The sequence below is a fragment of the Elioraea sp. Yellowstone genome, assembly GCF_006704265.1.
Taxonomy (GTDB): Bacteria; Pseudomonadota; Alphaproteobacteria; order Acetobacterales; family Acetobacteraceae; genus Elioraea.
In genome coordinates, this window is sequence record NZ_VIKA01000109.1 from 1 (window position 1) to 10,852 (window position 10,852).

At 72.9% G+C, this 10,852-nt stretch carries 9 protein-coding genes, 2 tRNA genes and 2 pseudogenes; 6 read left to right on the top strand and 7 right to left on the bottom strand.

Annotation, left to right across the window (positions count from 1 at the left end):
• The 5 genes and pseudogenes from FK498_RS19985 to FK498_RS13855 form a co-directional block, all read left to right on the top strand.
• Positions 1–183, top strand: a pseudogene (locus tag FK498_RS19985) (hypothetical protein); the annotation flags it as partial.
• 70 nt (positions 184–253) lie between these two features.
• Positions 254–1,435 carry an acetylornithine deacetylase gene (argE, locus tag FK498_RS13840; RefSeq protein WP_237560948.1) on the top strand — a complete coding sequence of 394 codons (1,182 nt, stop codon included), beginning with the start codon at positions 254–256 and terminating at the stop codon, positions 1,433–1,435.
• 14 nt (positions 1,436–1,449) lie between these two features.
• The gene (locus tag FK498_RS13845; RefSeq protein WP_141855510.1) at positions 1,450–2,433 is read left to right on the top strand and encodes a succinylglutamate desuccinylase/aspartoacylase family protein; all 984 of its coding nucleotides are present in this window, start codon (positions 1,450–1,452) and stop codon (positions 2,431–2,433) included.
• A gap of 130 nt (positions 2,434–2,563) precedes the next feature.
• Positions 2,564–2,653: transfer RNA gene (locus tag FK498_RS13850), tRNA-Leu, on the top strand.
• A gap of 200 nt (positions 2,654–2,853) precedes the next feature.
• Positions 2,854–4,362 (top strand): amidohydrolase family protein, encoded by a 1,509-nt coding sequence (locus tag FK498_RS13855; RefSeq protein WP_141855512.1) that lies wholly within the window; start codon positions 2,854–2,856, stop codon positions 4,360–4,362.
• On the opposite strand, the gene FK498_RS13860 is transcribed toward FK498_RS13855, so the two are convergent.
• Together FK498_RS13860 and FK498_RS13865 are read right to left on the bottom strand one after the other, a co-directional pair.
• Positions 4,338–5,315 carry a DMT family transporter gene (locus FK498_RS13860; protein WP_141855514.1) on the bottom strand — a complete coding sequence of 326 codons (978 nt, stop codon included), beginning with the start codon at positions 5,313–5,315 and terminating at the stop codon, positions 4,338–4,340. The two genes, FK498_RS13855 and FK498_RS13860, sit on opposite strands and share 25 nt — an antisense overlap.
• A gap of 45 nt (positions 5,316–5,360) precedes the next feature.
• Positions 5,361–5,555: a DUF1127 domain-containing protein gene (locus FK498_RS13865; protein ID WP_141855516.1), complete on the bottom strand. Its 195-nt coding sequence runs from the start codon at positions 5,553–5,555 to the stop codon at positions 5,361–5,363.
• A gap of 252 nt (positions 5,556–5,807) precedes the next feature.
• Here FK498_RS13865 and FK498_RS13870 point away from each other — a divergent pair, with 252 nt between their 5' ends.
• On the top strand, positions 5,808–7,421 hold the full coding sequence (locus FK498_RS13870) for a winged helix-turn-helix domain-containing tetratricopeptide repeat protein (RefSeq protein WP_161988419.1): 1,614 nt from the start codon (positions 5,808–5,810) through the stop codon (positions 7,419–7,421).
• A gap of 22 nt (positions 7,422–7,443) precedes the next feature.
• Here FK498_RS13870 and FK498_RS13875 read toward each other — a convergent pair whose 3' ends face one another.
• The 5 genes and pseudogenes from FK498_RS13875 to FK498_RS19350 form a co-directional block, all read right to left on the bottom strand.
• Positions 7,444–7,623, bottom strand: a complete 180-nt coding sequence (locus FK498_RS13875) for a hypothetical protein (RefSeq protein WP_141855519.1) — start codon at positions 7,621–7,623, stop codon at positions 7,444–7,446.
• A gap of 317 nt (positions 7,624–7,940) precedes the next feature.
• Positions 7,941–9,056 carry an NADH:flavin oxidoreductase/NADH oxidase gene (locus FK498_RS13880; protein WP_141855521.1) on the bottom strand — a complete coding sequence of 372 codons (1,116 nt, stop codon included), beginning with the start codon at positions 9,054–9,056 and terminating at the stop codon, positions 7,941–7,943.
• Between the two features lie 229 nt (positions 9,057–9,285).
• Positions 9,286–9,360 (bottom strand) — tRNA-Thr (locus FK498_RS13885).
• A 19-nt stretch (positions 9,361–9,379) separates the two neighbouring features.
• Positions 9,380–10,273, bottom strand: a complete 894-nt coding sequence (locus FK498_RS13890) for a division plane positioning ATPase MipZ (RefSeq protein ID WP_141855523.1) — start codon at positions 10,271–10,273, stop codon at positions 9,380–9,382.
• A gap of 31 nt (positions 10,274–10,304) precedes the next feature.
• Positions 10,305–10,852, bottom strand: a pseudogene (locus FK498_RS19350) (hypothetical protein); the annotation flags it as partial.

Genomic DNA, 10,852 nt, shown 5'->3' on the forward strand with positions numbered 1-10,852 from the left:
CTCCCCCCCGCCTCCCCCCCCCCCCGCCCCGCGGGGGGGGCGCACCGCCCCCGCCCCCCGCCCTTGCCCGCCCTCCCCCACACCCCCACCACCGAGATCTACACCCACGTGCAGCAGGATCGGCTCGCGCGCGTGGTCGCGACGCATCACCCGCTCGCCGGACGGCGGCGCGAGCCGGGCTGACCACCCCGGGTTGACCTCCCCCGCCGGTCACGGATGATGGTGGCGGAGGATTTGCATGAACCGCCTTGGCATGAGCGATCCGTCCCCGCCCGCCGGCGCCGCCTCCGGCACGATTGCGATGCTCGAACGTCTCGTCGCCTTCGACACCACGAGCCGCAACAGCAACCTCGCCTGCATCGGCTTCATCCGGGACTATCTCGCCGGACACGGGATCGCGGCGCGGCTGACGCACGATCCCACCGGCACCAAGGCGAACCTCTACGCCACCATCGGGCCCGAGGACGTGCCCGGGGTCGCGCTCTCCGGCCATGTGGACGTGGTGCCGGTGGACGGCCAGGCCTGGTCGGCCGATCCGTTCCGGCTACGCCGCGCGAACGGGCGCCTCTACGGGCGTGGAACGGCGGACATGAAGGGCTTCGTCGCGGCCTGCCTCGCGATGGTGCCGCTGTTCAAGGCGCGCGGGCTGAAGCGGCCGATCCATCTCTGCCTCACCTACGACGAGGAGGTGGGCTGCCACGGCGCGCGCGTGCTCGCCGCCGACCTCGCCACCCTGCCGGTGCGGCCCGAGATGGTGATCGTCGGCGAGCCCTCGTCGCTGAAGCCGATCCTCGGCCACAAGGGCAAGGTCTCGGCGACCTGCCGGGTGATCGGGCTCGCCGGCCACTCCTCGCGCCCGGACCGGGCGGTGAACGCGCTGCAGGCCGGCGCCGAGGTGGTCGCCTTCCTCAACCGCCAGCAGGCGCGCCTGATCGCCGAGGGGCCGCACGATGCGCGCTTCGACCCGCCCTGGACCTCCTGCCATGCCGGCATCTTCCGCTCGGGCTCGGCGCTGAACATCGTGCCCCACGAGGCGGAGATCGCGTTCGAGTACCGCCACATCCCCGCGCACGACGCGGGGGCGCTGCTCGCCGAGCTGCGCCGCCATGCCGAGACCGTGCTCGTCCCGCCGATGCGCGCGGTGCATCCGCAGGCGGCGATCCTGTTCGACGAGCGGCCGCGCCTGCCGGGCATGGACCTCGCCGAGGGCCATCCGCTCGCCGATCTCGTCCGTGCGCTGACGGGGGCGAACGAGGCCGGCCGGGTCGCCTACGGCACCGAGGGCGGGATCTTCCAGGAGGCGGGCATGGCGGCGATCGTCTGCGGTCCGGGCGACATCGCCCAGGCGCACACGCCGGACGAGTGGATCGCCGAGAGCGAACTCGTCGCCTGCGAGCGCTTCCTCGCCCGCCTCGCCGACCGCCTCGCGGCCTGACGCGCCGGAGCCCCATGAGCGCGCCGACCCAGATCGCCCCCCGCAGGCGGGTCGAGATCCCGGTCCCGGAGCTCGGGCCGTGGCTTGCCGGCAATGCCGGGCTGCGCGGCTTCTGGACCTTCACCGCGGCGCAGCCCGGGCCGCACACGGCGATCACCGCGCTGGTGCACGGCAACGAGATCGCCGGCGCGCTGGTGCTGGTCCGCCTGCTCGAGCGCGGGATCGTGCCGCTGCGCGGCCGGCTGAGCCTCGGCTTCGCCAATCTCGACGCCTTCGCGCGCTTCGACCCGGCGAACCCGACCGCGAGCCGCTACATCGACGAGGACCTGAACCGGATCTGGTGCCGCGCCGTGCTGGACGGGGGCAGCGAGACCGCGGAACTCAGGCGCGCGCGCGAGATGCGGCCGCTGATCGACACGGTCGACGTGCTGCTCGACCTGCATTCGATGCTGTGGGAGAGCGAGCCCCTGTTGATCGCCGGCCAGACCGAGAAGGCGCGCCGGCTCGCCCTCGCGGTCGGCGTGCCGCCGCTGGTGGTGGGCGACGAGGGGCATTCGGGCGGGCGGCGCCTGATCGACTACCGCCCCTTCGCCGATCCCGGCTCGCCGCGCGTGGCGATCCTGGTCGAGGCCGGGCAGCACTGGGTGCCGGAGACGGTCGAGACCATGGCGGCGACGGTGGCGCGGCTCCTGCTTGCGACCGGGCAGATCGACCGGCAGGCGGCCGCGCGCATCACCGCCGCCCCGCTCGATCCCGGGCCGCCACGCTTCGCCCAGGTGACCCGCACGGTGACGGCGCAGACCAACGAGTTCGCCTTCGTCCAGCCCTATCGCGGCGGCGACATCGTGCCCGGGCGCAACACCCTGATCGCGCTCGACGGCGAGACCGAGATCCGCACGCCGCACGACGACTGCCTGCTGGTGATGCCGAGTTTGCGCACCTGCCGCGGCCACACCGCGGTGCGGCTCGCGCGCCTGGTCGATCCGGTGCCGGCCTGACGGTGCGTGCGCTGCCGCCCGGACCCTCGGCCGGCCGATCGCGATCGCGAACAGGGGCACGATCGCGGTCATGGGGCTCAGGCAGGAGTAGGCGTGGCCCCCCCGGTGCGATATGGAACAGCACAGGCGCGCGGGCGTGGCGGAATTGGCAGACGCGCCGGACTCAAAATCCGGTTCCCCGGCGAGGGGAGTGTCGGTTCGACCCCGACCGCCCGCACCAGCTTGTCGGGAGGCTGCTCACCATGAACACGGTCCCGCGCGACCACGCACCGAAGCGCGATGGCCAGTTCCGCAGACCGTCCGGCTGTGCCGCCGCGCGGGCATGAGGCGCGGCTGCCGGATTCTCGACTTTCGGCAGGCCGCTCCGAGGGCCGCCGCAGGCGGCGCGCCCGCCGTGCCACCTGAAGCAACGGAGCCGCGATGGCCGAGACCGAACCCGGCGTGACGCTGATTCGCGGCGCCCGCCTCGCCGACCCCGCGACGCGACGTGCGGAGGCGACCGACGTGCTGATCGAGGACGGCGTGATCCGCGCAGTCGGCGCCGGTCTCGCCGCACCCGCGGGCGCCCGCGTGATCGAGGCCGCGGGCTATCTGATCCATCCCGGGCTGATCAACGCGCACACGCACGGCCATGGCGGGCTCGCACGCGGCCAGGGCGACAGGTGGACGCTCGAATTGCTGCTCGCGGCCGCGCCCTGGATCGGCGGCAACCGCGCGCTCGCCGACAAGAAGCTCACCACGCAGATCGTCGCCGCGGAGATGGTGCTGAAGGGCTGCACCGCCGCCTATGACCTCTATTTCGAGTTCCCGCTGCCGACCGCGGAGGGGCTCGATGCGGTGGCCGAAGCCTACAACGAGATCGGCATGCGCGCGGTGGTGGCGCCGATGGTGGCCGACCGCACGGTCTATGAGGCCATCCCCGGGCTCTACGACGCCTTGCCGGCGGAGCTGCAATCCCAGGTCGATCGGCTGCGCCTGCCGGCGTGGGAGCGCACGCTCGACGCCATGCGGGGCGTGCTGAAGCACTGGCGCTGGGCGGGCAAGGACATCCGCGCCGCGGTTGCGCCGACCATCCCGCACCATTGCTCGGACGGATTCCTGTGCGCCTGCCGCGATCTCGCGCGCGAGCACGGCGTCGGGCTCCACTCCCATGTCGGCGAGAGCAAGGTGCAGGCGATCGCCGGCATCAGGCGCTACGGGAAGAGCCTGATCGCGCACATGGACGCGCTCGGCCTGATCGACGAGCGCTTCACCGCGGCGCACGCGATCTGGCTCGACGACGACGATCTGAAGATCGTGCGCGACCGGGGCGCAGCGCTGGCGCACAACCCGGGCAGCAACATGCGGCTCGGCAACGGCATGTTCCGCTTCCGGCGCGCGCGCGATCTGGGTGTGACGGTCGGCATCGGCACGGACGGCGCGAACTGCTCGGACAACCAGAACATGTACGAGGCGATGCGCTACGCCTCGATGATGTCCAAGGTGCAGACACCCGATCCGCGCGCCTGGGCGAGCGTCGAGGAGGTGTACGCGGCTGCCACCGAGGGCTCCGCCCGCGCGCTCGGCTTTGCCGAGATCGGCGCGATCGCGCCTGGGAAGAAGGCCGACATCGTCTTCCTCGACCTCGCCAGCGTGAACTGGATTCCGCACAATTGGTCGGTCAACCAGCTCGTGCACACCGAGGACGGCACCTCGGTGCGCCACGTGATGATCGGCGGCCGGTTCGTGGTGCGGGACGGGCGCCTGCTCACGCTCGACCTCGCGAAACTCGCGGCCGAGGCGGAGGCCGCGCGCGAGCGGCTGGAGGCGCTGAACGCCGAGTGGTGCGATCTCTACCGGCGCCTCGAGCCGGTGGTGGCGTCGTTCTGCCCCGCACTCGCGGCGCAGCCCTATCACCTGCGCCGCTATCTCTGCGACGCGCCCGGCTGAGGGCGGCGCGCGCCGAGATTGACCAGCGCGACGCCGGCGCCCGAGGCGAGCACGGCGGCGAGGGCAAGCGTATCGGGCGTCTCGCCGAGGAGTGCCATGCCGGTGAGCGTCGCGGCCGCCGGGCTGAGGCTGCCGAAGGCCGCCGCCTGCGCGCCACCGAGCCGGGCGACCGCGACCGCGAAGGCGGCCGGCGCGATCAACCCCGACGCGAGGCTCTGGTAGAGCGCCTGCGCTGCGACCTCGCGCCAGGGTGCTGCGAGGAGGGTCTCGCCGAGACCCGCGAGAGTCGCGGGCAGCAGGGCGAGCACCGAACCTGCCGCGACGAAGGCCACCACCTCGAGCGGCGCGAGCCCCGCCCGGCGCAGCGCGAGCGTATAGACCGCACAGAGCGCGGAGGCCGTCAGCAGCATTGCGTAACCGGTCCAGGATCCCGAGGCACCGATCGCGGCGGGGCCGACGAGCACGGTGACCGCGCGCGCGATCAGGCCGAACCCGGCGAGCCGCGCGCGCTCGAACCGCTCGCCGAGCAGGACCGAGAGTGCAGCGACCGAGAGCGGCACGGTGCCGGGCAGCAGCGCGCCCGCCTCGGCCGCGCCGGCCGATTGCAGCCCCATGCTCACCACCAGCACGAAGGGGGCGCCGCCGCCGACGAACAGCCCGAGCAGCGGCAGCGGGCTCGTGGCGCGGAGCTTGGGAACCGCGCGCACGAGCACCGGCAGCAGCAGCAGGGCAGGGCCGAGGAAGCGCAGGACCACGATGTCGAGCGGCGCAAGCGCGCCGCTGCCTGCGACGCCGAGACGGGTCATCGCCAGCGCCGCCCCCCAGATCGCGGCGGCGGCGAGGGCTGCGCCGATGCCGATCGCAAGGCCGCGGCGCCGCCGGCGCATGATGCCGTCGAGCCTGGCGGATGCGGTCGCGCGCGCGGAGACGGGGCGGGCGAGGGTGGCGTTCATGGCGGGGTGCGGTCCGGTTCGGGCCGGTCGGGCGACGCCTGCGCGTCAGGCCCGCCAGAACGGCTTCGAGGCCTCGGCGTAGGCGAGGCTGGGGCTGAGGCCGATGTCGCCGAGCATCCGCGCATCCATCGCCAGCAGCTCGCGCCGCCCGGTCGAGCGCGCACGCCACACGGCGAGATGGCCGAGCATCGACCGGGCCTGCGTGGCGCGGTCGCCGGGGGGAGCGGTCTTGGTGGTCATGGTCGTGTCTCCTGTGCAGGGGCGCCGGTCTGGCCGGCGGTGGCTCTGTTGTGCCCGCACAGGGCTCTCCCCGCTTGGCGGGGCGCTTGAGCCGATCTTGAGATTCCGTGGTGGTTTCGCCGCCGCGGTGGTCAGCCTTGAGCCGATCGAGGCATCGCAGGCATAATCCCGCTTCCAAACCGGCCGCGCCGTTCAGTGACTCGCGGCCTGATGCGCCGTTCCTCCGGCGCCGATCTCGAGGAGACATCCCGCATGGACCTGGCATTTGCCGGGTACGAGATCGATCTGGATCGCCACGAGCTCCGCCACCGGGGCGAGACGGTGCATGTCGAGCCGCAGGTGTTCGACCTGCTGGTGCATCTGGTCCGCAACCGCGACCGGGTGGTCAGCAAGGACGAACTGTTCGAGACGATCTGGCAGGGTCGCTTCGTCTCCGAGGCGGCGCTCTCCAGCCGGATCAACGCCGCGCGCAAGGCGGTGGGCGATGACGGCAACCGCCAGGCCCTGATCAAGACGATCCACAAGCGCGGCTTCCGCTTCGTCGGCGAGGTCGAGACGCGCGAGGGCGAGGCGGCGCCTGCCACGACCGCTGCGGCGCTCGCTGAGCCTGCGCTGCTCGCCGCCGTGCCCGGCGGGTCCCGCTGCCGGCCCTCGATCGCGGTGCTGCCCTTCACCAATCTGAGCCAGGACCCGGACACCGACTATTTCAGCTACGGACTGACCGAGGACATCGTCCGGATGCTCGCGCGCCATCGCTGGATGGATGTGCTGAGCCGGCACTCGGCAGCAGGGCTCGATCCGACCCGGTGCCAGCCGCGCGAGCTCGGCGCGGCGCTCGGCGTGCGCTACCTCGTCCAGGGCAGTGTGGCCAAGCGCGGCGAGCGCGTGCGCATCACCGCCGACCTCGTCTCGGCCGAGACCGCGCGCCAGCTCTGGTCCGACGCCTACGACTTCGTGCTGCCGGACATCTTCACGATCCAGGAGGCGATGGCGCAGCAGATCGCCGCGGTGATCGAGCCCGAACTCTCGCGGATCGAGCGCGAGGCTGCGGCGCGCCGGCCGCCGGCGGACCTCAACGCCTGGGATTGCTACCAGCGCGGGCTGTTCCATCTCTGGGGCTTCACCACCCCCGGCATGGTGGAGGCCGAGGCGATGTTCCGCCGTGCGATCGAGCTCGATCCGAGCTTCGCACGGGCGCATGGCGCACTGTCCTACGTGCACCTGCAGAACACGGTGCTGGGGGACCCGGCGGCGCGGGAGGGGCATCTGCGCGAGGCGATGGCGGAAGGCCGGGTCGCCGTCGCGCTCGACAACCAGGACAGCATGAACCTGTGCGTGCTCGGCCGCGCCCATTGCTTCCGCCATGAATACAGCGAGGCGATCGCGCTGCTCGAGCAGGCGATCGCGCTGAACCCGAGCTTCGGCCAAGCCTTCTTCGCGCTCGGCTTCACCCTCACCTGCTGCGGCCAGGCCGAGGAGGCGCTCGCGCATTTCGAGCGCGCGGCCGAACTCAGCCCGCGTGATCCGCATCTGTCGAGCTTCTACGCCATGCGCGCGCTCGCGCATCTGGCACTGGGCGAGTACGAGGCCACGGTGGCCTTCGCGCGCAAGGGCATGCGGCTGCCGAACGCCAAGCATTGGCCCGTCATGCTGCTTGCCTCGGCACTCGGCCTGCTGGGGCGGACGGCCGAGGCCGGCCCTGCAGTCGCCGAGCTGATCCGGCGGCACCCGGGCTACAACCTGGGGACGGCGCGCTCGGACTTCTTCTTCTGCGGCGATGTCTCGCTCGTGGAGCGGTGCATCGAGGGGCTGCGGCGGGCCGGGGTGCCCGCCGCGGTGGAGCCGTCGGCGCAGCCGGCAGGTTAGCGCAGATCCCGATCAGGTGGACTCACCTGATCGGCTGAAGATGCGCGCCAGGAAACCCGGAGCCGGTTCCGACAGGTCGGACCCGGGGCGGGTTGGCTGCGCGCTTCCCTGTCTCGGCCATGGCCTTGCCGGCGAGGTGCTTCGCGAATTCGGGGCCGACCCGACGCTGCGGTGAGACCGCGACGGCCTTGTGCGTGGTCATGACGGCGATCCTCCCGTTCCGGTCCGCCGGGGCGGCGGGGTGCGGAAGGACCATGCCTTGCGCAGCGGCGGCGCGCTTGACCGTCGCCTTGCGGTCTCCTGGAGATGTTCTGGAGTCTCGTCCCGCCGCGACGCCCGATGATCCGGCGGCCGGCCGCGCTGTCCTCCATCGAACGACCCGAACCGGCGCCGTGTGCCAGCTGCCGCGCCGACACGTCCGCGGCTGCCGGCTCGAACCACGCCGGGGCAGGACCGGTCACGCCCGGGCAGGGCAGAGCCCGGTTCGTCGTCCCCCGGGTCGCGTGCGCGCTGCGCCGCTCACGCGAGCGCGGGCATCGGCCTGCCGATCGCGCGATCCATCGTCATGGCGCCGAGGCTGGACCAGCCGCGCTCGTACTGCGGCGGGATCGCCAGCGCATCGGTCCGGCCGAGCGACACGGCAGCCTTCATCGCCCAGTAGGGTTCGCGGAGGAAGCCGCGCGCGAGCAGGACCATGTCGGCCTTGCCCTCGCGGATGATCGCCTGCGCCTGGTCGGGCTCGGTGATCATGCCGACCGCCAGGACCGGAAGCCCCGCGCCCCGCCGCACCGCCTCGGCGCCCGGCACCTGGTAGCCGGGGCCGACCGGCACCTTCTGCGCCGGGTCGATTCCGCCGGAACTCACGTCGATCGCATCGACCCCGAGCCCCTTCAGCCGCCGCGCGAGCTCGATGCTCTCCTCGGTCGTCCAGCCGCCATCCACCCAGTCGGTGTGCGAGATCCGCATCACGAGCGGCATGTCCTCGGGGATGGCCGCCCGCACCGCGCGCGCGACCTCGCAGGCGAAGCGGGTCCGTCCCTCGAGGTCGCCGCCCCAGCGGTCGTTGCGCCGGTTCGAGAGGGGCGAGAGGAAGCTGTGGATGAGGTAGCCATGCGCAGCGTGGAGCTCGATCACGCGGTAGCCCGCCTGCACCGCCCGGCGCGCCGCGGCCGCGAACGCGGCGATCGTGCCTTCGATCTCGCTCTCGTCCATCGCGCGCGGCGTCGCGAAGCCATCGAAGGGGATCGCGCTCGGCGCCACGGTCTGCCAGCCCGGCTCCGCCGGCCCGACCTCCCATGGCGGGCGGCGGCTCGCCTTGCGGCCGGCATGGGCCAGTTGGATGGCCGGCACGGCACCGACGGCAGCGATCGCCGCAGCCAAGCGCGCGTGCGGCCGGATGTGCTGATCACCCCAGATCCCGAGATCGCGCGGCGTGATCCGCCCCTGCGGCGTCACCGCGGATGCCTCGGCCATCACCAGCGCAGCGCCGGACACCGCACGCGAGACGAGATGGGCCAGATGCCAGTCCGTCGGCTGGCCGTCCTCGGCGCAGCAGTACTGGCACATGGGCGAGACGCCGATCCGGTTCCGGAAGCTGACGCCTCGCAGGGTCAGCGGACTGAAGAGGTCGGTCATGCTGGCGACTCCGGCAGCGCGGCACACGCAGGGCGTGAGGTTCCGCGGCAGGATATGGCCCCGGGTGCAAGGCGCAAGAATGCCGGCGCGTCGCGCGCCACCACCGGCAGAGGCCTTCCGCCGCCGGATGGATGCCGAGAACATGTCATGAACGAGAGTCGGAGGACCGCCGGTCTCCGAGAGCGGTCGGACACGGTCCGGAGGCGGCGTTTCAAGTCATTGATTTGACTGGTGCCGACACCCGGATTTGAACCGGGGACCTACTGATTACGAATCAGTTGCTCTACCGCTGAGCTATGTCGGCGTCCCAGGACGGCCGCCTTCTAAGACCCCGCGCCGGCCGGCGCAAGCGCCGCGCCGGGCCGCGCGACAGCCCAGACATCGCCTGGCGGCCCCTTGCGGATCGCGGCGAGCAGCGCGCGCACCTCCTGCCGCGCCGCGACATGGCTCAGCGACAGCCCGCCCGCGATCCCCGCCTCCTTCAGGTCCATCAGCGTCAGGCCCTGGAGATAGAGCTCGCGGAAGATCACCCGCTCGCCGAAGCCGCGCACCGTGCGGAAGCCGATCCGCTTCGCCAGCACCTCCAGCGTGGCGCCGACGTCGCGCTTGTTGCGCGCCTCGGCGGCGCCGAGCCGGTTGCGCATCACGATCCAGTCGAGCCGCCCGCGATCGCGCGCGAAGCGGGCCTTGCGCGCCTCCCACACCATCTCGCTGTAGATCGATGGGCTGACCACGCGGAGATCGTCGGGATCGACCTTCGCCAGCATCGAGAAGTCGACGAAGCTGTCGTTGATCGGCGTGATCAGCGTATCGGCGCGGGCATGCGCGGCGCGGCTGAGCGGCGTGTCGGCGCCCGGACAGTCGATCACCAGGAACTCGGCGTCGCGGCCGAGGGCGGCGATGGCCTGCGCGAGGTTGGCCGCGTCCTCCTCCGCCGCGTCGGTGCGGCTCTCGGCCCGGCTCGCGGGCAGCGCGCGCGCCGCCGGCTGGGGCAGGGCGATGCCGCGGGCGGCAGCGAAGGCGGCGCGTGCCTCCAGGTAGCGCATCAACGTACCCTGGCGCGCATCGAGGTCGATCGCGGCGACGCGGTAGCCCTCGCGCATCAGCCCGACGATGACGTGCATGGCGGCGGTCGACTTGCCCGACCCGCCCTTCTCGTTGCCGAGCACCACGACGTGCGGCCGGGACTCGACCGCGATCCGCTGCATCACCGACATCGCCGCAGACCTATCGGACGACCCGCACCGGTCACAAGCCCGGGATCGGTGCCGGCAGGCCGAAGCGCGGCGCAAGCCCCGTCGCCTCGCCCCAGCGCAGCGTGCCGACCGCGCCGCAGTTGGTGCAGGCCGGCGTCCATTCCGGCTGGCTCGCCGCGCAGGAGGTGCAGCTCCAGGCGGGCTCCGCCGGCGCGGTCGCGGCATCGCGCCAGTGCGCCTCGGCCTCGCTGCGGGCGCGATCGGTGCCGGCGAACTCGCGCTCGGCCAGCTCGGCCAGGACGACGTGCAGGCGGCGGTCCTCGAGTCCCGCCGCGCGCGCGCGCTCGATCCAGCGGCGCGCCTCGGACCACAGCTCCGCCTCGAGCGCGGCGCGCGCCGCGACCAGGGCCATCTCAGCCCCGCCGACATGGCCGGCAAGGCTCGCGACCCGGCGTGCGCGCGCCACCTTGGGCTCGCCTGGCGTCCCCTCCAGCGCGAGGGATGCCAGCATGGGATGCGGCGCCGCCGCGAGCCCCCGCTCCAGCGCCCGCTCGGCGTGGCGGATGCGGCCGGCGGCGCGCAGCCGGCGCACCAGCGCCG

Coding starts and splice junctions, on each gene's coding strand:
- FK498_RS13845 (WP_141855510.1), top strand. CDS start 1,450: ATGAGCGCGCCGACCCAGATCGCCCCCCGCAGGCGGGTCGAGATCCCG.
- FK498_RS13880 (WP_141855521.1), bottom strand. CDS start 9,056: ATGACCGACCTCTTCAGTCCGCTGACCCTGCGAGGCGTCAGCTTCCGG.
- FK498_RS13865 (WP_141855516.1), bottom strand. CDS start 5,555: ATGACCACCAAGACCGCTCCCCCCGGCGACCGCGCCACGCAGGCCCGG.
- FK498_RS13855 (WP_141855512.1), top strand. CDS start 2,854: ATGGCCGAGACCGAACCCGGCGTGACGCTGATTCGCGGCGCCCGCCTC.
- FK498_RS13860 (WP_141855514.1), bottom strand. CDS start 5,315: ATGAACGCCACCCTCGCCCGCCCCGTCTCCGCGCGCGCGACCGCATCC.
- FK498_RS13875 (WP_141855519.1), bottom strand. CDS start 7,623: ATGACCACGCACAAGGCCGTCGCGGTCTCACCGCAGCGTCGGGTCGGC.
- FK498_RS13890 (WP_141855523.1), bottom strand. CDS start 10,273: ATGTCGGTGATGCAGCGGATCGCGGTCGAGTCCCGGCCGCACGTCGTG.
- FK498_RS13870 (WP_161988419.1), top strand. CDS start 5,808: ATGGACCTGGCATTTGCCGGGTACGAGATCGATCTGGATCGCCACGAG.
- argE (WP_237560948.1), top strand. CDS start 254: ATGAGCGATCCGTCCCCGCCCGCCGGCGCCGCCTCCGGCACGATTGCG.